The 20,537-nt window shown below is 67.8% G+C and carries 21 protein-coding genes; 12 read left to right on the top strand and 9 right to left on the bottom strand.

Annotated features, from left to right (window positions below; translation table 11 throughout):
* Positions 1-2 precede the first annotated feature (2 nt).
* The 5 genes from FPV16_RS18235 (at position 3) to FPV16_RS18215 (ending at position 6,342) form a co-directional block, all read left to right on the top strand.
* Complete coding sequence (locus FPV16_RS18235; protein WP_227439795.1) at positions 3-1,154, top strand: M20/M25/M40 family metallo-hydrolase; 1,152 nt, start codon at positions 3-5, stop codon at positions 1,152-1,154.
* A gap of 62 nt (positions 1,155-1,216) precedes the next feature.
* Complete coding sequence (locus FPV16_RS18230) at positions 1,217-2,806, top strand: ABC transporter substrate-binding protein (RefSeq protein WP_227439794.1); 1,590 nt, start codon at positions 1,217-1,219, stop codon at positions 2,804-2,806.
* A 70-nt stretch (positions 2,807-2,876) separates the two neighbouring features.
* Complete coding sequence (locus FPV16_RS18225) at positions 2,877-3,818, top strand: ABC transporter permease (RefSeq protein WP_027174151.1); 942 nt, start codon at positions 2,877-2,879, stop codon at positions 3,816-3,818.
* 17 nt (positions 3,819-3,835) lie between these two features.
* Complete coding sequence (locus FPV16_RS18220) at positions 3,836-4,714, top strand: ABC transporter permease (RefSeq protein ID WP_227439793.1); 879 nt, start codon at positions 3,836-3,838, stop codon at positions 4,712-4,714.
* The gene (locus tag FPV16_RS18215) at positions 4,711-6,342 is read left to right on the top strand and encodes a dipeptide ABC transporter ATP-binding protein (RefSeq protein WP_227439792.1); all 1,632 of its coding nucleotides are present in this window, start codon (positions 4,711-4,713) and stop codon (positions 6,340-6,342) included. The genes FPV16_RS18220 and FPV16_RS18215 overlap by 4 nt, the downstream gene beginning before the upstream one ends.
* Before the next feature lie 84 nt (positions 6,343-6,426).
* On the opposite strand, the gene FPV16_RS18210 is transcribed toward FPV16_RS18215, so the two are convergent.
* The 6 genes from FPV16_RS18210 to FPV16_RS18185 form a co-directional block, all read right to left on the bottom strand.
* Positions 6,427-7,179 carry an amino acid ABC transporter ATP-binding protein gene (locus tag FPV16_RS18210; protein ID WP_264483917.1) on the bottom strand — a complete coding sequence of 251 codons (753 nt, stop codon included), beginning with the start codon at positions 7,177-7,179 and terminating at the stop codon, positions 6,427-6,429.
* A gap of 28 nt (positions 7,180-7,207) precedes the next feature.
* Positions 7,208-8,059 (bottom strand): amino acid ABC transporter permease, encoded by an 852-nt coding sequence (locus FPV16_RS18205; protein ID WP_227439791.1) that lies wholly within the window; start codon positions 8,057-8,059, stop codon positions 7,208-7,210.
* Positions 8,056-8,802 carry an amino acid ABC transporter permease gene (locus FPV16_RS18200; protein WP_227439790.1) on the bottom strand — a complete coding sequence of 249 codons (747 nt, stop codon included), beginning with the start codon at positions 8,800-8,802 and terminating at the stop codon, positions 8,056-8,058. The genes FPV16_RS18205 and FPV16_RS18200 overlap by 4 nt, the downstream gene beginning before the upstream one ends.
* A gap of 122 nt (positions 8,803-8,924) precedes the next feature.
* Positions 8,925-9,755 carry a transporter substrate-binding domain-containing protein gene (locus FPV16_RS18195; RefSeq protein ID WP_227439789.1) on the bottom strand — a complete coding sequence of 277 codons (831 nt, stop codon included), beginning with the start codon at positions 9,753-9,755 and terminating at the stop codon, positions 8,925-8,927.
* 129 nt (positions 9,756-9,884) lie between these two features.
* Complete coding sequence (gene solA / locus FPV16_RS18190) at positions 9,885-11,054, bottom strand: N-methyl-L-tryptophan oxidase (protein WP_227439788.1); 1,170 nt, start codon at positions 11,052-11,054, stop codon at positions 9,885-9,887.
* Positions 11,055-11,132: 78 nt separating this feature from the next.
* A complete protein-coding gene (locus FPV16_RS18185) occupies positions 11,133-11,753 on the bottom strand; it encodes a helix-turn-helix domain-containing protein (RefSeq protein ID WP_227439787.1) in 621 nt (206 codons plus the stop codon).
* Positions 11,754-12,016: 263 nt separating this feature from the next.
* Between FPV16_RS18185 and FPV16_RS18180 the strand changes: the two genes are divergently transcribed.
* From FPV16_RS18180 to FPV16_RS18150, 7 genes are all read left to right on the top strand, one after another.
* On the top strand, positions 12,017-13,324 hold the full coding sequence (locus FPV16_RS18180) for an MFS transporter (protein WP_227439832.1): 1,308 nt from the start codon (positions 12,017-12,019) through the stop codon (positions 13,322-13,324).
* Positions 13,325-13,447: 123 nt separating this feature from the next.
* A complete protein-coding gene (locus tag FPV16_RS18175) occupies positions 13,448-13,846 on the top strand; it encodes a Rid family detoxifying hydrolase (protein WP_227439786.1) in 399 nt (132 codons plus the stop codon).
* Positions 13,843-14,412: an MOSC domain-containing protein gene (locus tag FPV16_RS18170; RefSeq protein ID WP_227439785.1), complete on the top strand. Its 570-nt coding sequence runs from the start codon at positions 13,843-13,845 to the stop codon at positions 14,410-14,412. The genes FPV16_RS18175 and FPV16_RS18170 overlap by 4 nt, the downstream gene beginning before the upstream one ends.
* A 3-nt stretch (positions 14,413-14,415) precedes the next feature.
* Positions 14,416-15,363, top strand: coding sequence for a PDR/VanB family oxidoreductase (locus FPV16_RS18165; RefSeq protein WP_227439784.1), 948 nt, complete (start codon positions 14,416-14,418; stop codon positions 15,361-15,363).
* Positions 15,364-15,413: 50 nt separating this feature from the next.
* Positions 15,414-16,613, top strand: coding sequence for a Zn-dependent hydrolase (locus FPV16_RS18160; protein ID WP_227439783.1), 1,200 nt, complete (start codon positions 15,414-15,416; stop codon positions 16,611-16,613).
* Between the two features lie 274 nt (positions 16,614-16,887).
* Positions 16,888-17,406 (top strand): MarR family winged helix-turn-helix transcriptional regulator, encoded by a 519-nt coding sequence (locus FPV16_RS18155; RefSeq protein WP_227439782.1) that lies wholly within the window; start codon positions 16,888-16,890, stop codon positions 17,404-17,406.
* Positions 17,403-17,771, top strand: coding sequence for an antibiotic biosynthesis monooxygenase family protein (locus tag FPV16_RS18150; RefSeq protein WP_227439781.1), 369 nt, complete (start codon positions 17,403-17,405; stop codon positions 17,769-17,771). The genes FPV16_RS18155 and FPV16_RS18150 overlap by 4 nt, the downstream gene beginning before the upstream one ends.
* Before the next feature lie 124 nt (positions 17,772-17,895).
* On the opposite strand, the gene FPV16_RS18145 is transcribed toward FPV16_RS18150, so the two are convergent.
* The 3 genes from FPV16_RS18145 to FPV16_RS18135 form a co-directional block, all read right to left on the bottom strand.
* Complete coding sequence (locus tag FPV16_RS18145; RefSeq protein ID WP_227439780.1) at positions 17,896-18,819, bottom strand: hypothetical protein; 924 nt, start codon at positions 18,817-18,819, stop codon at positions 17,896-17,898.
* Positions 18,820-19,023: 204 nt separating this feature from the next.
* Positions 19,024-19,164, bottom strand: coding sequence for a hypothetical protein (locus FPV16_RS18140; protein ID WP_227439779.1), 141 nt, complete (start codon positions 19,162-19,164; stop codon positions 19,024-19,026).
* A 30-nt stretch (positions 19,165-19,194) separates the two neighbouring features.
* On the bottom strand, positions 19,195-20,537 hold a 1,343-nt coding region (locus tag FPV16_RS18135; protein WP_227439778.1), incomplete at its 5' end, for a xanthine dehydrogenase family protein molybdopterin-binding subunit.

Genomic DNA, 20,537 nt, shown 5'->3' with positions numbered 1-20,537 from the left:
CGATGGCTTTCGAGAATTTCGCTCTGAACGACCTTCCCTTCGATCTCGGCGACCTTCTCGCCGGCCTTCGCCCCTGGATCGAGTGCGAGAGCCCGACCCACGACAGGGCGGCGGTGAACCGGATGATGGGCGTTGCCGCCCGCGACCTCGCCATGGCCGGCGCCGCGGTGGAGTCGATCCCCGGACGCATGGGCTTCGGCGATTGCGTCCGCGCCCGGTTCCCGCATCCAAGCCGGGACGAGCCGGGCATCCTCGTGCTCGGCCATCTCGATACGGTCCATCCCGTCGGCACCCTGTCCGCCCTCCCCTGGCGGGTGGAAGGGGATCGCTGCTACGGCCCCGGCATCCTCGACATGAAGGGGGGGAACTTCATCGCCCTCGAAGCCGTGAAGGCTTTGCGCAAAGCCGCCGTCGAGACACCGCTCCCGATCACTTTCCTCCTCACGAGCGACGAGGAGGTGGGAAGCCCCTCGACCCGTGATCTCATCGAGGCGGAAGCGTCCCGGCAGCGCTACGTCCTGGTGCCGGAGCCCGGCCAGCCGGGGGACGGGGTGCTCACGGGGCGCTACGCCATCGCGCGCTTCGATCTCACCGCCACCGGCCGCCCGAGCCATGCGGGAGCACGCCTCGGGGACGGCCGCTCGGCCATCCGGGCGATGGCGCAGCAGATCATCGCCATCGAGGCGATGTCGGATGCCGATTGCACCTTCAGCGTCGGCATCGTCCAGGGCGGGCAATGGGTGAACTGCGTCGCCACCACCTGCCGGGCCGAGGTGCTGAGCATGGCCAAGCGCCAGGGCGATCTCGACCGCGGCGTCGAGCGGATGCTCGCCCTGTCCGGAGAGGCGGACGGGGTCGCCTTCACGGTGACGCGCGGTGTCACCCGCCCGGTCTGGGAGCCCGATACCGGCACCATGGCGCTCTACGATACCGCCCGGATGATCGCTGGCGACCTCGGCTCGGCCCTCCCGCACGAGAGCTTCGGCGGCGGCTCCGACGGCAATTTCACCGGCAATCTCGGCATCCCGACCCTCGACGGTCTCGGCCCCTGCGGCGCCGGCTACCATACCCTGGACGAGCATGTGCTCACCGCCTCGCTGCCGCATCGCGCCAGGCTGCTGGCCGGCCTGATGGCGAGGCTCGACGGACGGTAACGGCCTGCATCCTGCATACACTTCGTCACGAGAGCCGCATCGCGGCGTTGGGGAGGAATTCCATGGACAAGGCGTTCAGGACGGGTTTCCGGGCGGCACTGGCCCTCGCTGCGATGGCGGCCGGAGCGATCACGAGCGAGGCGATGGCGCAGGCCAAGCCCGTCACCATCCGCGCCGTGATGCATTCGGGCCTGCGGATCACCGACCCGATCATCACCACCGCCTACATCGCCCGTAATCACGGTTACATGATCTACGACACGTTGTTCGCCACCGATGCGACCTTCAAGGTCCAGCCGCAGATGGTGAAGGATTACAGCGTCAGCGACGACTCGCTGACCTACACCTTCACCTTGCGCGACGGGCTGAAGTTCCACGACGGCACCTCGGTGACGTCGGCCGATTGCATCGCCTCGCTGCAACGCTGGGGCAAACGCGACAGCATGGGCCAGAAGCTCATGGCCTACACCGCCTCCCTCGACGCGGTCGACGACAAGACCTTCACCCTCAAGCTGAAACAGCCCTACGGCCTCGTTCTCACCTCCCTGGGCAAGCCGTCCTCGAACGTGCCGTTCATCATGCCCAAGCGCATCGCCGAAACACCGGCGGACAAGAACGTGCCGGAGGAGATCGGCTCCGGCCCGTTTCGCTTCGTCAAGGCCGAATTCCAGCCTGGTTTGAAGGTGGTCTACGAAAAGAACCCCGATTACGTGCCGCGCAGCGAGGCGCCGAGCTGGACCTCCGGCGCGAAGGTGGTGAAGGTCGACCGGGTCGAGTGGCTCAACATCCCCGACTATCAGACTGCCGTGAACGCCCTCATCAACGGCGAGATCGATTACATCGAGCAGCCGCCACATGACTTCCTGCCTATCCTGAAGGCAGGGGCGGGTGTGCAGATCATCAACTACAATACGCTCGGCGTCTCTGGAATGCTCCGGATGAACTGGGTCAACCCGCCCTTCGACAACGAGAAGATTCGCCAGGCCGTGCTGCTGGCCGTCAACCAGCAGGATTACCTCGACGCCCAGATCGGCGACCCGGACTACATGGTGCCGTGTCTCGCGATGTTCGTCTGCAACACGCCCAACGCCACCGATGCCGGTGCGCCCAAGACCGATCTCGCCCGCGCCAAGCAACTGCTGAAGGAGGGCGGCTATGACGGGAAGCCCATCGTCGTGATGCAGCCGACGGACCTCGCCATCGCCGCGCCGCTGGGGCCGGTGACCGCCCAGGCGCTGCGCAAGATCGGCATGAACGTCGATCTGCAATCGATGGATTGGCAGACCCTGGTGGGACGCCGTGCCAAGCAGGATCCGGTGGACCAGGGCGGCTGGAACATCTTCCACACGACCTGGGTCAACGCCGACATGCTGAACCCGGTGAGCAATGTCGGCGTCAACGCGCGCGGCCGCAACGGCGGCTTCTTCGGCTGGGCGGAGGATGCCGAGATCGAGAAGATGCGCGACGCCTATGCCCTGGAGATCGATCCGGCCAAGCAGGTCGCCATCGCCAAGATGGTGCAGGAGCGGGCCTACGCGGTCGGGATGTACTACCCGACCGGCCAGTTCATCAGCCCGCTGGCGGCCGGCCCCAAGCTCAAGGGCATCCTCGAAGCCCCCGCGCCGGTGTTCTGGAACATCGAGAAGAAGTGACGTTCGCACGGCCTCCCCTCCCCCGCGGAAGGGGGGAACCGCACCTCGATCCGAGAACCCGGAGATCTGAATGGGTCGCTTTCTCGCCGGACGCCTCGCCGCCACGCTTCCCGTCATGGGCGTGGTGGCGGTCATCGTGTTCCTGCTGCTGCGGCTGGCGCCGGGTGATCCCGCCGCCATCCTCGCGGGGGATGCCGCGAGCCCCGACCAGATCGCTGCGATCCGGGCGCGGCTCGGTCTGGACCAGCCGATCCTGACCCAGTTCCTGTCCTGGATCGGCCGTCTGCTTCATGGCGATCTCGGCGCGTCGATCATCTCGAACCAGCCCGTCGCAAAGCTCATTCTGGAGCGGATCGAGCCGACGCTGGCGCTGGCCACCACCACCATCGTCTTCGCCGTCCTCGTGGCGGTCCCCCTCGGGGTGCTGGCGGCGTGGTGGCACGGCACCTGGGTCGACCGGGCGGTGATGGCGGTCTCGGTGCTCGGCTTCTCGGTGCCGGTCTTCGTCCTCGGCTATCTCCTCATCTTCGGCTTCGCCATGCAGCTGCGGCTTCTGCCGGTGCAAGGCTATGTCAGCATCACCGAAGGCGTCTGGCCGTTCCTGTCGCGGCTGATCCTGCCGACGCTCACGCTCTCGGTGATCTACATCGCCCTCATCGCCAGGACCACGCGCTCCAGCGTGCTGGAGGTTCTGGGCGAGGACTACATCCGCACCGCCCGCGCCAAGGGTATCGGCGAGACGCAGGTGCTGTGGCGCCATGCCCTGCGCAACGCGGCGGTGCCGGTGATCTCGGTGATCGGGTTGGGCATCGCGCTCCTCATCAGCGGCGTCGTCGTCACCGAGAGCGTCTTCAACCTGCCCGGCCTTGGCCGCCTCACCGTCGATTCGGTGCTCGCCCGCGACTATCCGGTCATCCAGGGCGTGATCCTGCTGTTCTCCGCCCTCTACGTGGTGGTCAATCTCGCCATCGACCTGTCCTACCTGCTGTTCGATCCGAGGATACGCTATTGAGCGGCGAGGATCGGACGATGCCCTCCCCCATCCCTTCCTCCCTGGCCTCACGGCTCGCGACGCTGCCACCGGCCCTGCGCCATCCGGGCGTGCTTTTCGGGCTCGTCGTCCTGCTGGTCGTCGGGCTCGCGGCGCTGGCGGCACCTTTGCTCTGGACCGGCGACCCGATCCTGCTGCGGCCCCGCCTGCGCCTGAAACCGCCGTCGAGCGTGGCCTGGCTCGGCACCGACGCATTCGGGCGCGACGTCTGGACCCGTGTCGTCTACGGCGCCCGGGTGTCGCTCACCATCGGCTTCTCGGTGGCCGCCGCCGCCGTACTCATCGGTCTGTTCATTGGGCTCGTGGCGGGCTACCTGCGCCGCCTCGACGCGGTGGTGATGCGGATCATGGACGGCATCATGGCGATCCCGTCGATCCTTCTCGCCATCGCCATGGTGACCCTGTCGGGAGCCGGCATCGGCACGGTGATCGTCGCCATCGCCATTCCCGAGATCCCGCGGGTGGCGCGCCTCGTGCGCAGCGTCGTCCTGTCGGTGCGCTCGGAGCCCTATGTCGAGGCCGCCATCGGTGCCGGCACCCGCCTGCCGATGCTGCTGATCCGCCACGTCCTGCCCAACACCATCGCGCCCCTGATCGTCCAGGGCACCTATGTCTGCGCCTCGGCGATTCTGACCGAGGCGATCCTCAGTTTCCTCGGCGCCGGCATTCCCACCGAGATCCCGAGCTGGGGCAACATCATGGCCGAGGGGCGCCAATCCTTCCAGATCGCGCCCTGGGTGATCCTGTTCCCGGGCCTCTGCGTCGCCGCCACGGTGCTCGCCGTCAACATCATCGGCGACGGCCTGCGCGACGCCCTCGACCCGCGCACCGCGCGCCGCTTCGGAGCCTTGCGATGATCGGAGCCTCGGTGCGTTCGGAACCTGTCCTGTCCATCACCGGCCTCACCGTTCCGCTGCCGCGGGGCGCCGACCGGGCCAACGCCATCGAGGGCCTGTCGCTCAGCGTGGGGCCGAACGAGATCGTCTGCGTCGTCGGCGAATCCGGCTCGGGCAAATCCATCACGGCGAGCGCGGTGATGGGGCTCCTGCCGCCGAACCTGTCGCCGTCTGCCGGGCAGATCCTGTTGCAGGGCGAGGATGTGCTGAAGGTCGGCCCCGCGCGCCTGCGCGCCCTGCGCGGCAGCCGCATGGCGATGGTGTTCCAGGAGCCGATGACGGCCCTGAACCCCGTGCTGAAGGTCGGCGACCAGATCGCCGAGATGCTGGAAGCGCATTCCGGCCGGGGCGGCCGCGAGGCGCGGCGTCGCCGCGTCCTCGACCTTCTCGGCGATGTCCACCTGCCCGATCCGCCGAGCCTCGCGAAGGCCTACCCGCACCAACTCTCCGGTGGCCAGCGCCAGAGGGTGATGATCGCCATGGCGCTCGCCAACGACCCGGCCCTGATCATCGCCGACGAGCCGACCACGGCGCTCGACGTCACCACCCAGGCGCAGATCCTTAAGCTGCTGAAGGAACTCCAGGCCCGCCGCAATGCCGGCATCCTGTTCATCACCCACGATTTCGGCGTCGTCTCCCAGATCGCCGACCGGGTGGTGGTCATGCAGAAGGGGCGTCTCGTGGAGGAGGGCAGCGCCGAGGATGTGCTGACCCGGCCGCGCGACCCCTATACCCGCATGCTCATCGCGGCGGTTCCCCGGGCCGAGCCGCCGCCTCCCCGGCCACGCCGGCAGCCTTCGGCGCCGATCCTCGCCGTGCGTGACCTCACCAAGACCTATGGCGGACGCGGTCTCTTCGGTGGCGGCCGCGCGGTGACGGCCCTGGACAGCGTCAGCCTCGCGCTGCAACCGGGGGAAACCCTCGGCATCGTGGGGGAATCGGGTTCGGGCAAATCGACCCTGGCGCGCTGCGTCGCCCGCTTCGTCGATCCGTCCGCCGGCCATATCCGCATCGGTGGCGACGACATCGCCCTGTTGCCGACGCGGGAACTTCGCCCCTATCGGCGTCGCGTCCAGATGGTGTTCCAAGATCCCTACCGCTCGCTCAATCCACGCCGGACGGTGGGGCAGTCGATCATCGAGGGACCGATGAACTACGGTCTGTCGAAAGAGGCGGCTTGGGCGCGCGCGACGCGCCTCCTCGATCTCGTCCATCTCGATGCCGGCGCGCTCGACCGCTATCCGCACGAATTCTCCGGCGGCCAGCGCCAGCGCATCGCCATTGCGCGGGCGTTGGCCATGGAACCCGATGTGCTCATCGCGGACGAGGCCGTGTCGGCCCTGGACGTCTCGGTGCAGCGCCAGGTGCTGGAATTGCTGGAGGATATCCGCGAGCGTCTCAACCTCTCGATCCTGTTCATCACACACGATCTGCGCGTGGCCGCACGCCTTTGCGACCGCCTCGTGGTCATGCTCGGCGGACGGATCGTCGAGGAAGGGGCGACCGCCGCACTCTTCGCCAACCCGCGCCACGCCTATACGCAGGCCCTGTTCGCAGCGGCTCCCAAGCTCCGTGTTGCGCAGGAGTGATTTTGGGTCGCCAAGCGACAGGTCCCTTACCGAAGAGCAAGGGGGCGATGCCCACAGTTTGTCTGACTACTCTCGAATGGGCTTCTAAAGCACCTGGGACAGAAATCGTCGCGTGCGCGGATCGACGGCGCACGAGAACAAAGTCTCGGGCGGTCCGTGCTCGACGATGACACCGCGATCGGTGAAGTAGACGTGGTCGGCGACCTCGCGCGCGAAGTTCATCTCATGGGTGACGAGGAGGCAGGTCATGCCCTCTTCGGCCAGTTCACGGATGGTGACCAGCACCTCCTTGACCGTCTCGGGATCGAGGGCAGCTGTGACCTCGTCGAACAGCATCACCTCCGGCCGCATCGCGAGGGAGCGGGCGATGGCCACGCGCTGCTGCTGCCCGCCCGACATCTCGCCGGGATAGGCCGCCTCCTTGCCCGCGAGCCGCACCTTGGCAAGGAGCGCCCGTGCTCGGGCCTCGACCTCCCGCTTGTCCTGGCCGAGCACGTGGATGGGCGCCATCATGACGTTCTGCAGCGCCGTCTTGTGCGGGAACAGGTTGTACTGCTGGAACACCATGCCGACCTTGCGGCGCAAAGCGAGCTTGTCGAGCTTCGGATCGACCACTTCGATCCCGCCGACCCGGATGGTACCGGAGGTCACCGGAACGAGGGCGTTGATGCAGCGGATCAGTGTCGACTTGCCCGAACCGGACGGCCCGATGATGCAGACGACTTCACCCCGGCGCACGTCGAAGCTGATGCCCTTGAGAACCTCGGCCTCGCCGAAGGACTTGTGCACGTCGCGCAGCTCGATGATCGGCGCATCGGCGGTCGGGACCTTCAGCATCGGGGACGCACCATAGGGAATACTGGCCTCACGCGGTCTCGAAGCGCCGCTCCAGGCGCGCCGTCAGCCGGTCGATCGGATAGCAGTAGAGGAAGAAGCACAGCAGGGCGAAGCCGTAGAGGGGCGCGAACAGTTCGGGCCGCCCGCCTTCGGCGGCGTGAACCTGCGCCGTCAATGTCAGCATCTCGGTGACACCGACGATGGAGGCCTGCACGGTGGCCATGGCGATGAGGGCGTAGACGTTCATCCAGGGCGGCAGCATCCGCTTGAGGCATTGGGGCAGGATGATGCGGAACAGCGTCTGGCGCCGGGTGAAGGCCAGGGATTCGGCCGCCTCCCACTGGGTGGCCGGCACCGAGCGCACGGCGCCACGCACGATTTCTGCGACATTGGCCATCACCGGCAGGGCGAACCCCACCGTCGCCTTGACCCAGTCGGGCAGCGGTACGCGCAGGCCGAACACCGTGACCTGGAACGGCACGAGAAACATCACGAAGAACAGCAGCACCAGCCAGGGCACGTTGCGGAAGAACTGCGTCACGCCCCAGGCGATGCGGCGCAGGACCGGCCCCTCGCTCACCAGGGCGAGCCCCAGCCCGAGACCCGCCCCCGTGCCGAGGAGCATCGCCACGAGCGAGATCGCGACGTTGAAGGCAAAGCCCGTCAGCAGCAGCGGCGCCCAGCGCAGGACGACCTGGAGCGGCGACAAGACCGCGTCCGGCCCTTGTGCGAAGGCCGGCACCACGAGGACGAGGCCGGCGAGCCACGCCCCGAGGAGCCACCCTTGGGCCGGGCTGAGGGCGAACCGGGTCCGCGTGCGCGAGACCCGGAACGGCAGCAGGACCGGCAGGTCGCTGGCACTCGGCGGTGGCGCCCTCACCGGCTGTAGCCCGGGATCCGCAAGGCCCGCTCCCAGCGATGCATGATCCAGACGAGGACGCCGACGAGGACGGCGTAGGTCGCCAGCAGGACGATCATCATCTCGAGCACGTTCTGCGATTCCGACCAGATCTGCTTCACCGCATAGAGCGTCTCGGGCACCGCGATGGCGTAGGCCAGGGTGGTGGTCTTCAGGAGGTTGATGAGGTTGTTGTTGAGGGCCGGCAGGCAGACGCGGAGCGCCAGCGGCAGGACGATGTAGAGATAGGCCTTCAGGCGGGTATAGCCGAGGGCCTCGGCCGCCTCGATGGTGGTGCGCGGCACCGCCTCGATGCCGGAGCGGAAGATCTCGACGTTGAAAGCGCCGGCGAACAGCGCCAGCGAGACGATGGCCCATTGCACGTTGTCGAGGATCGGCACGCGCAGGCTGTCGGCGGTCTCGGCGGCCGGCAGCAGGGTCCCGAGCCCGAAGTAGAAGAAGAAGATCTGCACCAGCGGCGGCGTGTTGCGGAACACCACGACGAAGCCGTTGACGAATCCGCGCAGGAGCCGCGACGGGCCGCCCTGAAGCAGGGCCCCCACGGCGCCGATGACGAGGCTCGCCAGGATCGTCGTCACCGCGAGCAGCAGGGTCGTCTTCAGACCGTTGACGTAGCGGTCCCAGTCGTAGGGGTCGTAGAAGACGGTGAAGTTGAAGCCCGTGCTGTCGTAAAGGGTCCGGAACCAGTTCGGAACGGCGTCCATCGTGCTCCTCAAGACGGCGGGTCGATCGGCCCGGCGCGGCTCGGAGTGCCTCACGAAACTCCCGACCGCGGCCGGTTCTCGCCCTGAACCCTACCGCGCGGCGGGAGTTTCGTGAGAGACACTCAGTTGGTCGCGTTCTTGTACTTCTCGTGCATCGCCTTCGAGTATTCCGTCGGCTCGATGCCCCACTTCTTCTCGCCTTCGATGATGAAACCGGATTTCATCCAGTCCTTGGTCGTGGCCTCCAGCATGGTCTGCAGCGAGCCGTTACCGGGCGCCACCGCCATCATCCAGGGGGCGTCGAGGATGCCCTTCAGCGGCAGGGCGTAATCCGCCTTCCAGTCGGCGTCGAGGAGCTTCCCCTGCAGCATGCTCTGATCGTAGACGTAGCCGAGGCAGTTGCCCTGCTTCATTGCGAAGAGCGGCTTTTCGGAGCCGTCGAAAGCGACGATCTCCGCGCCGTAGGTACGGGCCACGTCCTTGTTGTACCAGGCGCCGGAGGTGGCGCAGAGGGGCTTGCCCTTCAGCTGCGCCCAGTCGGTGATGCCGGCCTTCTTGGGCAGCATGACGTTGACGAAGTCGGAATAGTATTGCGGGTCGATGGCCTGCACCACGCGGCGGCGCTCCGGCTTGTCCGAAAGCGTGGCGATGAGGAGGTCGACCTTGCCCTGCTGCAGGAACTCGATCCGGTTGGAGGAGACCACCGGCACGAGTTCGAGCTTCACACCGAGGCGCTTGGCGACGTCGGCGGCGAGATCCGGTTCCAGCCCGATGATCGCGCCGCTCGGATCGCGGAAGCCGAAGGGACGGTAATCCGCCTTCACGCCGACGATGAGCGTCCCGCGCTGCTTGATCGCCTCGATCCCATCCGCAGCCGTTGCCAAGGAGGCTGAAAGCAATGTTGCCGCTGCAAGCAGACCGGAGCCGAGGAACGCCATTGTCGGCTTGCGCATGAAACGACACCTGTGCTTGGGACATCCGGGTCGACCGGATACGAGACCCGGGCGCGACGATCGCTCTTCAGAGAGACTGCCTTGTCCGGTTCGCCCGGGTCAAGCAATCGGCAGGCCATCCTGTGGGGATCAGCCGAACCGTGCGAGCGAATACGGTTCGAGATCGATCCGCCCGCTGGCCTGAACCATCTCGTCGGCCACGGCCTCGCCGATCCCGGCGGAGTGCTTGAAGCCGTGCCCTGAGCAGGCGGAGACGACGAGGACCCGGTCCATCCGCGGGTGGCGGTCGATGATGAATCCGCGGTCGGGGGTTACGGTGTAGAGGCAGGCGGCGGCCTTGGTCACCTGCGCCGTCGCGCCGGCGAGCCGGCCCGCCACGTGGTGCCGATGCATGGCGGCGGATTCTTCGGGACTGACGGCGCGGTCCACGGTCTCGGCACGCGTGGAACTCTCGTACTGTTCGGTGGCGACCTTGATCCGGGTCTCGCCCGGCAGGGGCGGGAAGCCGTAGAGGTAGTCCGTTTCGCCGGATCCATGCATCCAGATGAAGACCGGGGCCTCGGGGCCGTAGGCCGAAGCGTCGTCGAGGGCGTACCAGTGCAGGAGCTGGCGGTTGACCGTGAGCAGATCCGTGAAAGGCGCGCCCAGGAGGGGCGCGGTCCAGGCTCCTGCCGAGACCACCACCTGATCGGCCAGGACGACGCCGTTTTCGGTCTCGATCCGGACTCCGCCCGGCTCCTGGAGGATCGACAGCACCGTCGTCCCGGTGCGGATCGCGGCGCCGAGCTCGCCCGCCCGGCGCAGCTGCGCGGCGATGCAGCGCTCGGGGCGCACATAGCCGCCGCCCGGCTCGTAATAGGCCTTCTCGTCGCCGCGAAGGTTCAGAAATTGCGGGAAGCGGTGCGCGACCTCGCGCCCGTCGAGAACCTCGTGCGGGATCGCGAAGGCCCGCGCGGCATCGATCGAACGCCCGACGAAATCCGGCTTGCCGTGGTGGGAGGTGACACCGCTGCCCGGCCCCATCACCAGGGCGCCGCAGGCGGTCAACAGCGTCTCCCCGGTCTCCGCCTCCAGAGCGCGCCAGATCCGGTGCGAAGACAGGACGAAGGGGACGTAGTCGCGGCCCTCGCCGACGGCCTGCCGGGTGATGCGGCTCTCGCCGTGGCTCGACCCCAGGGCATGCGGCGGGGCGAAGCGATCGAGGCCGACCGCTTTCGCCCCCCTCAGCCCCAGTTGATAGAGGGCTGCGCTGCCCATGGCGCCAAGGCCCACGACGGCGATGTCAAAACGGTCTTCCATCGCAGGATGCGCTCCGGTTCGTTCTCAAGCCCATTCTCTGCAACGCATGCGAAACCCCGAGCTTCCGACGGAAGATCGCTACCGAGCGCGGGACGGATCGATCACGAGGATATACTCGCACGGGTCCGTGCCGAGATTCGTGAACGCGTGCCCGGCATCGGCTTCGAAGTACAGGCTGTCTCCCGTCTCTGCGACGACGGTCCGGTCGCCGATCACGGCGCGCAGGCGGCCGCGCAGGATGTAGATGTATTCCGAGACGCCGGGGCGATGCGCCGTGAACTCGCCCGTGCTGCCACCGGGCGGCAGGGTGTTCAGCACCAGATCGATGCCTCGGCCCGGCAGGACCGGCGACAGGCAGCGACGCAGGAAGCCCGACTCTTCGTCCCGAAGGACGGGTTGTCGGCGCGCCGGGATCAGCAGAACCTCGAGTTCGGTCGCCGGGGCCATCAAGCGCGAGAAGGTCACGCCGAGGGCCTCCGCCAGGCGGGAGAGCACAGCGGTCGATGGCACCGCCTCGGCCCTCTCGATCTTCGAGATCATCGAGCGGCTCACGCCGGATCGCGTCGCAAGCGCCTCCAGGGACAGGTGGAGCTCCCTGCGGCGGCGACGGATCTCCTCGGACACATAGATCTGGGGACTTGTTTCCGCCGCGGTCTGCGCCGGGGCCACCATCTCCCTCACCGACATGCCGTCATCCACTCCCATCCTCCCGGTAGATCGGCAGTATGGCCGTGCGGGTCAGCTTTGCCCCTGAATAGTGGATCGTCACGACGTTTGCACGCGCCCCATCGCGCGACGTCCCGGCCCTCCCGGCGCACCCCGATGCAGCCGCGCGCGAAGGTGTGCTCCCCAGCCTCGTCGGACGATCGTTGCCGCATGTGGCACGACGATTGCCTCCACATCAGTGGAAATTTCTCCAAGTTCGTGGAGGGTAGATCATCATGGCCAGTGCGGCGATCGCGATGGAGGCCGACATCGGCCTCAACCGGAACGAGGTGTCCCTTGCGGACCGACGGCAGATCGTCTGGTCGAGCGTGATCGGCACGACGGTCGAATGGTACGACTTCCTGATCTACGGCACGGCCAGTGCCCTGGTGTTCAACAAGCTCTTCTTTCCAAGCATCGATCCCGTCGTCGGGACGATCGCTGCCTTCGGCTCCTACGCGGTCGGCTTCCTGGCACGCCCCCTGGGCGGCATCGTCTTCGGCCATTTCGGCGACAAGATCGGCCGCAAGGCCATGCTGTCCCTCACGATCATGATCATGGGCCTCGGCACCTTCCTGATCGGCTGCCTGCCGACCTATGCGCAGATCGGCGTCTGGGCGCCGATCCTGCTCGTCACCCTGCGGCTGGTCCAGGGCATCGGCATCGGCGGTGAGTGGGGTGGCGCGGTCCTGATGGTGGTCGAGAGCGTACCGGCCCATCGGCGGGGCTTCTTCGGGAGCATCGTCCAGCTCGGCTATCCCTTAGGCGTCATCCTCTCCATCGGAGCCTTCGCCCTGGCTGGGCTGATGCCCGAGGCCGAGTTCCTGTCCTGGGGCTGGCGCCTGCCGTTCCTGGCGAGCGCCCTCCTCGTCGGGGTCGGACTCTTCATCCGGCTTCGCCTGCACGAGACACCCTCGTTCCAGCGTGTGAAAGAGCGCGCCGCCGTGGCCAAGATTCCTGTCGTCGAGATCCTCACCGAGCATCCCCGCACCTTCCTGAAGGCGGTCGGCCTGAAGGTGTCGGAGATCGCCTATGTCAGCATCGTCACGGTGTTCTCGATCTCCTACGTGACGGGGAAACTCGGCCTGCCGCGCAGCGTCATCCTCAACGGCATCCTGGTCGCGGCGATCATCGAGCTCTTCACCATCCCGGTCTTCGGATGGCTGTCGGACCGCTACGGCCGCCGCACCCTGTTCGTCGTCGCCTGCCTGTTTTCCATCGTCTTCGCCTTCCCGCTGTTCCAGCTTCTCGATACCCGCGATCCGACCATCATCACGCTGACCGTCGCGGTGGCCCTGAGCTTCGGCCAGGGCATCATGTTCGGGACGGGAGCGGCCTGGATGTCGGAGCTGTTCGATGCGCGCCTGCGCTACAGTGGCGCTTCCCTTGGCTTCCAGGTCGGGGCCGCCCTCAGTGGTGGTTTCACCCCGCTCATCGCCGCCGCCCTGCTGACCTGGAGCAGCGGCGCGACCTGGCCGATCTCGGTCTATCTGATCGTGCTGGCCTGCGTGACGCTGGTCGCCGCGTTCCTGTCGCCCGAAACCGCGCGACGGCCGATCGACTGAGCCGTTGGACCACCCGAGCTCGGCGCACGACTGAGAACTTCGGCGCCGCCACTCCTTCACGGTGGATATTTTTCTAGTATCGTAGACGAATCCTGGCAGTCTCGTTCACCCCGAGGAACACGAATGAACCGAACCATCATCAAGACGGACAAGGCCGCACCGGCCGCCGGTCCCTATGCCCAGGCCACACGCGTCGGCGATCTCGTCTTCGCCTCCGGGCAACTCCCGATCGACCCGGAGACGGGCGGGTTTCCCGACGGCATCGCGGCACAGACCAGGGCCTCGCTGGCCAATCTCGCGGCGGTTCTGGAGGCAGGCGGCGCGAGCCTGGCGACGGTGGCCAAGACGACGGTGTTCCTGAAGGACATGAACGACTTCGCCGCCATGAACGCGGTCTATGCGGAGCACTTCCCCGGCGATGCCCCGGCGCGCTCGACGATCGAGGTCGCCCGGCTGCCCCGCGACGCCATGGTCGAGATCGAAGCCATCGCCCTCGCGACACGGCCGGAGACCACGCGATGACGGACGCATCAGCCCCCCGCATGGTCGAGGCGTTCGCGCACCCGGCCGGTTCGATCGCTGTCGGCGTGCCTGGCGGAGCCGTGGGATGGCGGGGCAGCCTGCTCAACATCCATACCGCTTCGGCGGCGAGCTACGAGATGGAAGAGCGCGCCGAGGCTCGGTGCGTCGCCGGACGCGGCATCGAGGGCGACCGCTACTATCTCGGTTCCGGCACCTATTCGCCCAAGCCCGACACCCGTGAGGTGACCCTGATCGAGCAGGAGGCCCTCGATGCGATCAACCGCAACGACCCGCCGCTCCAGAGCGGCCCCCTGCACATCGCGCCCATCGACCATCGCCGCAACCTCACGGTCCGCGGCGTGCCGCTCAACCATCTCGTGGGACGTCGCTTTCGCGTGGGCGAGGTGATCCTGCGCGGCGGACGGCTGAACTTCCCCTGCAAGTACCTCGAGGAGCTCCTGGGCCAACCGGTCTACCTGCCTCTCTACAACCGCTCGGGCCTCAATTGCGGGATCGAGCGCGGCGGCATCATCCGGGTCGGCGATACGATCGAGATGGTGGACTAGCCCGTGAGCGCACGCCTGGTCATGAAGCTGCAGGTCGCGGCGGCTGTAGCGACGACGCCCGACGTGCTGCATCTCACCCTGGTCCATCCGCGACGGCCGGAACTGCCGGCCTGGACAGCCGGCGCCCATGTCGATCTTCGGCTGCCGGATGGGCGGGTGCGCCAGTACTCGCTCTGCGGCGACCCTGCCGATCGCGGTCGATACGAGATCGCGATCAAGCGCGAGGAAGCGGGACGCGGGGGTTCGGCCTGGGCGCACGGCAACCTCGGCGTTGGCTCGGTCGCCGACGTCTCCGCGCCCCGCAACAACTTCCCCCTCGCACCCGCTGCAAGGCGCCACATTCTCGTGGCGGGCGGCATCGGCGTGACGCCGCTCCTCGCCATGGCGCGTACGCTTGCGGCGGACAGGGCGGAGTTCGCGCTGCATGTCTGTGCGCGCTCCGCCGCCGATGCGCCTCTTCTCGCGGATGTCCGCGCGCTCTGCGGTGACCGACTTCAGGTTTGGTTCGCCGATGACGGTCGACGCCTCGATCCCACGCGTCTCTGCGACTTCACGGTGGACACGCACGTCTATGCCTGCGGCCCGCGGCGTCTCACCGACGCCGTCCAGTCTGCCCTGGATGCGCAGGGCTGGCCGCCGGAGCAGGTCCATGTCGAGCACTTCGCCCCCCTCTCGGACGAAACCTTCAAGCCCGAGCCGTTCGAGGCGCGCATCGCATCCACGGGCGCCCTGCTTCACGTGCCTGCAGATCGTTCGCTCCTCGACGTCCTGCGGGAGCACGGCGTCTCTCAGCCCGCCTCGTGCGAACTCGGAGTCTGCGGCGCCTGCGAGTGTGGCTACCGCGACGGCACGGTGATCCATCGCGATGCCGTGCTCTCGGTCGGGAAACGCCGGGACCGGATGACGCCGTGCGTCTCGCGCGCTCAGGGCAGCGTGACCCTCGATCTCTGAGAGAGGGTGGCGAGGTGACCACCGAACACGATCAACCGCCTGGACCCAGCATGACCGAGATCGAGACCGACACCTTCCTGGCCGACCTGTACGCCTTGCGCGAGATCGGGCGGTTCCGCACCGGCGTCCACCGGCCGACCTTCTCGCGGGAAGATATGCAGGCGCGGCGCTGGCTGATGGACCGGCTCGAGGCCTGCGGTCTCGAGGCGTCGATCGACGGCATCGGCAACGTGCTCGGGCGTCATCGCGGCCCAGGGCCCCACCTCCTGGTGGGCAGCCATATCGAGACCCAGAACGAGGCCGGCTGGCTCGACGGGGCGCTCGGCGTCGTCGCCGGATTGGCGCTGGCCCGGGCCGGGCTTCCCGTCGACGTCGTCGCCTTCGCGGACGAGGAGGGTCACTTTTCAGGCGGTTTCCTGGGAAGCCGGTCGGCGATCGGCGACCTGACCGAGGCCGAGATCGACGCCGCCCGCAACCGCACCGACGGCACGCCCTTGCGCGTGGCCCTCGAATCCAGCGGTCTCGCCCATCTACCCCGCATGCGGCTCGATCCTGCCCGCTACCGGGGCTTTCTGGAACTGCATATCGAGCAGGGTACGCAACTCGAATCCGCCGGCCTGCATCTCGGCGTGGTCAGCGGCATCGTGGCGATCTGGCAGTTCCAGATCGTGTTCGAAGGCAATCAGGACCATGCCGGCGGCACCACCATGGCCGAGCGCCGAGATGCGGGGCTTGCGGCGGTGCGCCTGCTCGCGGCCATCGATCGAGAATTTCCGAAGGTCTGCGGCCCGCGCAGCACTTGGACAGCGGGACGGATCATCCTGGATCCCGGCGGCTACAGCATCATCCCGGGCCGCGCCGAGGTGGCCTTCCAGTTCCGAGACGTGTCGATCCCGGTGCTGGAGCGGATGGAGGCTTGCCTCGAAGGGCTGGTGCGCGAGTCGAACCGGCGGGAGCGCTGCACCGCCACTCTCACGGCCCTGTCGAAGGCGGTCCCCGCCCCCTGCGATCCGACCCTGATGCGGGCCCTCTCGGAGGCTGCCGAGCAGGTGTGCCCCGGCCGTTGGCAGGTGATGCCCTCGGGTGCCGGCCACGACGCCCAGAACATCGCCCGCATCCTGCCGGCCGCCATGCTGTTCGTCCCGTCGATCGGCGGCATCAGCCATCACTGGGCGGAGGATACCAGCGATGCGGATCTGGCCTTCGGCGTGTGCGCGCTCGGAGCGGCGGCGCGGGTGCTGGTGGAGTAATCCGGTCCCGCGTTTCCCGGGGACCCGTCCGCGCTCCCGTCGCGGTGGGCCAGGGATGACTTTGGATGTCGGCGATGGGACCGACCCAGGCCAACGGAATGGCGCAGCAAACTTCCGCTTTCAGACCGAGCGCCCATCCTCGCCCGGCGGCATCCAGCGGGGATGGCGTCCGCGCCGCACGATGCCGTCCCCTCCCCCCAAGGATGACCGACAACCAATAAACGACATCATATTGTCGACTTGACTATGGGATGTCATCGTTTACGTTGTGCCCATGAGCAAGACATCCCCGTCGCGGCTGCCGGATCTCACCGCAACGAGGCTTGCCCTCAACGGCCTCATCTTCGAGATCTTCCGACTGAACGGCGACCTGCTCGCCGCCGGCGACGTCCTGGTGGGCGACCTTGGGCTGACCAGCGCCCGCTGGCAGGTGCTCGGGGCCATCGCCCTCTCACCGGTGCCGCTCCCGGTGGCGCACATCGCCCGCAACATGGGTCTGACCCGCCAGGCCGTACAGCGCGTCGCCGACGACATGCGAGAAGAGGGCTTGGTCCGGTTCGAGCCCAATCCGCATCACCGCCGCGCCATGCTCGTCGTGATGACCGAGCGGGGCGAGGACGCCTACCGCCGGGCGAGCGAACGACAGGAGCGCTGGGCGGATGACCTCGTCTCCGGCCTGTCCTCCGACGCCATCGAGGCCGCCGGCGCCTTGCTGCGGATACTTCAGATCCGTCTTGCCGAGGCCGAGACCGGCGCACCCGCCGAACCTACCGCAGAAGGAGCCCAGCCATGATGACCTTCGTCGAGATGGATCCCACCGTCACCCTCGCTGACCAGCTCGGGGACGAGGGCGGTCCCGTCGTCTTGTTCAACGTCTTCACCGCACCGCCCGAGGACGCGGATCGGCTCTTGACTGCCTGGGCCGCGGACGCCGCCGTGATGAAGCGCCAGCCGGGCTTCGTCTCGACCCAGCTCCATCGCGGCATCGCGGGCAGCGGTGCCTTTCTGAACCACGCCGTGTGGGAGTCCGTCGCCCACTTCCGGGCCGCCTTCACCAATCCGGAGTTCAGGGCGAGCCTCAGCGCCTATCCCGACACCGCCACCGTCAGCCCGCACCTGTTCCGCCCCGTGGCTGTGCCCGGCATTTGCGTCGCCTGAACCCAAGCCTCCACCGATCCGAACCCGCGAGGCGGCCCCGATGACGACATCATCGTCGTGGTGCGGGCCCTTCGGCCGGACGACAAGCTGCACGCTTCACCCAAGCGCGGACGCCGGCGATCCTTCAGCGACGGGGCAATTCTCCGGTGTGAAGCAGATGCCGCACATCCTCGCCGACCTGGTTGATCGCGCCGATCCGCTCGATGAGTTGGGCGGGGCGGCTGCCGCGCAGGCCCGCCAGCGTCAGTGTCCCGTCGCGGACATAGGTGTAGACGCCGCTGACCGCGAACGCCGAGGCATGGGCGACATGCTCGCTCAGCCCCGCGGTTGCGGCCGCGAGGGCATCGGACGCGTAGACGGTGCGCCGCTCCAGGGGCGAGCCGAACGCCAGTTCCAGGACCGCGATCAGCCGGCGTTCGCTCGGCACCGCGTGATCCACGTTTGGCGCCGGCGGAGCGGGCTTCGCGTTGTCGTAGGGCTCGGGAAGGTGAAACCGCACCTTCAGGACCGCGGCCTCGGCCGCGAGGGAGCGGGCCAACTCGGTGATGCACTCGCCGAACGCCGCCGCGTCATCGTGCGAGGCGCCGAAATGGATCTCGATCCTGTCGAGGCCGTCGTCCCCGTTCGGGGATGGCTCGGCCACGCGGTCCACCAAGGTCGTCGAGCCGTGCGGGAGCGCATACGCGACCGTGGCGGCGAACATGTTCTGCTCGTCCGCAAACAGGATCGGGCATGCCTCGGTGAAGGCCGCCTGGTCCGAGACGGAACTGAACCCGATCTCGACGCCTCCGTCCAACTCGTAGTCCGCAAACGGCCCGATCCCCTCGACCTGTGGCCATAGATGCGCATCCTGCGCACGATCGAGATGCCGTTGCACGTACCACCCGAGCCCGGGAATGCGCGCGCACAGGGGCCCGTGCACGTCCCGCCAATAGGTGGCGAAAAGCTCGTGCGGCACCCGGGGGCGTCGCAGCACCGTCGTGTAGGTGTTGATCGCGATGGCGGCGTCGCGTTCGGCATAGTCGACGGTCGTGGTGAGCCTGGGCATGGTTGGTCCTCATCGTCGGGTTCGTGGAGTTGCTCAGGCCGCCGGGGCGTCTTCGATCCGGGGCCGGAGCCAGACCGTGCCGCCCTCACGGGTCTCTGTGTGGAGGTGCCGGGGCGACCGGCCGGCGGCGGGCTTCTCGGCCGGGCTCTCCCTGGTGGTCGAAGGGGCTCGGCACCCCGGCGAGGCCGTCGATGGCCGGGCTCATCAGCAGGCTGATCTCGTGATCAGGCCGGCCTTGAGGAAGGCTCCGTCGATCGTGGCCGGGGCCCGGGCCTTACCCTCGGCGATCTCGGCCCTGGTCGTGCGACCGACGATCCGGCCCTCGCCGTGGAGGCGACCGCCCACCACCTCGTACTGCCGATCCCCGAGACTCGCTCATGCCGCCTCCGGCATGTGGTCGAGAAGCTTGTCGAGGGTGATGGGATAGTTGCGCACCCGGATGCCGGTGGCGTTGTAGACAGCGTTGGCCACCGCCGCGCCGACGCCGCAAATGCCGAGCTCGCCGACGCCCTTGGCCTTCATCGGCGACGAGATCGGATCGACCTCGTCGAGGAAGATGACCTCCTGATGCGGGATGTCGGCGTGGACCGGCACCTCGTAGCCGGCCAGATCGTGGTTGGCGAAGAAGCCGCGCTCCGTATCGACGACGAGTTCCTCCATCAGCGCGGCACCGGTGCCCATGGTCATCCCGCCAATGACCTGGCTGCGGGCCGATTTCGGGTTGAGGATGCGACCGGCGGCGCAGACTGCGAGCATGCGCCGGACACGGATCTCCGCGGTATGGACGTCGACGCCCACCTCGACGAAATGCGCTCCGAACGTCGATTGCTGGTAGGTCTTGGAAAGGTCGCCGAACTCGATGGTGTCCTCGACCGTCAGGCCGCCCTGGGCCGCATCGCCGAGCGGCACGGCGCGGTTGCCGGAGCGGACATGGCCGTCCTCGAAGACCGCATCGGCCGAGTTGATACCGAGGCGTTGGGCCACGGCCTCGCGCAGCTTCATGCAGGCCGCGTAGACACCGGACGTCGACGAGTTCGCGCCCCACTGGCCACCCGAGCCCGCCGAGGCCGGGAAGCTGGAGTCCCCCAGCCGCACCACGACCTTCTCCAGCGGCACGCCCATCATCTCGGCGGCCGTTTGGGCGATGATGGTGTAGGTGCCCGTTCCGATGTCGGTCATGTCGGTCTCGACCGTGACCGTCCCCTGTTCGTCCAGGCGAACGCGCGCACCGGACTTCATCACCATGTTGTTGCGGAAGGCGGAAGCAACCCCGACGCCGACGAGCCACTGCCCGTCCCGGACCGTGCCGGGCTTGGCGCTGCGCTTAGCCCAGCCGAACTTCTCCGCTCCGAGCTTGAGGCACCCGACGAGGTCGCGATGCGAGAAGCGGCGATCCGGGGCGTGGGGGTCGACCTGGGTGTCGTTGCGGACGCGGAACTCGACGGGGTCGAGGCCGAGCTTCTCAGCCATCTCGTCCATGGCCGCCTCCAGGACCATCAGGCCCGGAGCCTCGCCAGGCGCGCGCATGGCGTTGCCCTCCGGCAGGTCGAGAAGAGCAAGCTTCATCGCCGCGAGCCGGTTGGCGCCCGCGTAGAGGAGCTTCGTCTGGCTCACCGCCGTCTCGGGATCGCCGTCGGGCAGGTTGCCTGAGGTGCTCTCGTGGGCGATGGCCGTGATCGTGCCGTCCTTGGTGGCACCGATGCGCACCCGCTGGATGG

The organism is Methylobacterium sp. W2 (genome assembly GCF_020662345.1).
Lineage (GTDB): Bacteria > Pseudomonadota > Alphaproteobacteria > Rhizobiales > Beijerinckiaceae > Methylobacterium.
Note: the sequence above shows the minus strand (reverse complement) of the source record. Positions and strands in the feature narration are given on the sequence as shown.

Bases quoted from the DNA above. Each gene is read 5' to 3' on its own strand.
- FPV16_RS18225 (WP_027174151.1), top strand. From the start codon at position 2,877: ATGGGTCGCTTTCTCGCCGGACGCCTCGCCGCCACGCTTCCCGTCATG.
- FPV16_RS18170 (WP_227439785.1), top strand. From the start codon at position 13,843: ATGACGGACGCATCAGCCCCCCGCATGGTCGAGGCGTTCGCGCACCCG.
- FPV16_RS18175 (WP_227439786.1), top strand. From the start codon at position 13,448: ATGAACCGAACCATCATCAAGACGGACAAGGCCGCACCGGCCGCCGGT.
- FPV16_RS18215 (WP_227439792.1), top strand. From the start codon at position 4,711: ATGATCGGAGCCTCGGTGCGTTCGGAACCTGTCCTGTCCATCACCGGC.
- FPV16_RS18155 (WP_227439782.1), top strand. From the start codon at position 16,888: ATGAGCAAGACATCCCCGTCGCGGCTGCCGGATCTCACCGCAACGAGG.
- solA (WP_227439788.1), bottom strand. From the start codon at position 11,054: ATGGAAGACCGTTTTGACATCGCCGTCGTGGGCCTTGGCGCCATGGGC.
- FPV16_RS18230 (WP_227439794.1), top strand. From the start codon at position 1,217: ATGGACAAGGCGTTCAGGACGGGTTTCCGGGCGGCACTGGCCCTCGCT.
- FPV16_RS18210 (WP_264483917.1), bottom strand. From the start codon at position 7,179: ATGCTGAAGGTCCCGACCGCCGATGCGCCGATCATCGAGCTGCGCGAC.
- FPV16_RS18160 (WP_227439783.1), top strand. From the start codon at position 15,414: ATGACCGAGATCGAGACCGACACCTTCCTGGCCGACCTGTACGCCTTG.
- FPV16_RS18145 (WP_227439780.1), bottom strand. From the start codon at position 18,819: ATGCCCAGGCTCACCACGACCGTCGACTATGCCGAACGCGACGCCGCC.
- FPV16_RS18200 (WP_227439790.1), bottom strand. From the start codon at position 8,802: ATGGACGCCGTTCCGAACTGGTTCCGGACCCTTTACGACAGCACGGGC.
- FPV16_RS18150 (WP_227439781.1), top strand. From the start codon at position 17,403: ATGATGACCTTCGTCGAGATGGATCCCACCGTCACCCTCGCTGACCAG.
- FPV16_RS18220 (WP_227439793.1), top strand. From the start codon at position 3,836: ATGCCCTCCCCCATCCCTTCCTCCCTGGCCTCACGGCTCGCGACGCTG.
- FPV16_RS18180 (WP_227439832.1), top strand. From the start codon at position 12,017: ATGGAGGCCGACATCGGCCTCAACCGGAACGAGGTGTCCCTTGCGGAC.
- FPV16_RS18195 (WP_227439789.1), bottom strand. From the start codon at position 9,755: ATGCGCAAGCCGACAATGGCGTTCCTCGGCTCCGGTCTGCTTGCAGCG.
- FPV16_RS18235 (WP_227439795.1), top strand. From the start codon at position 3: ATGGCTTTCGAGAATTTCGCTCTGAACGACCTTCCCTTCGATCTCGGC.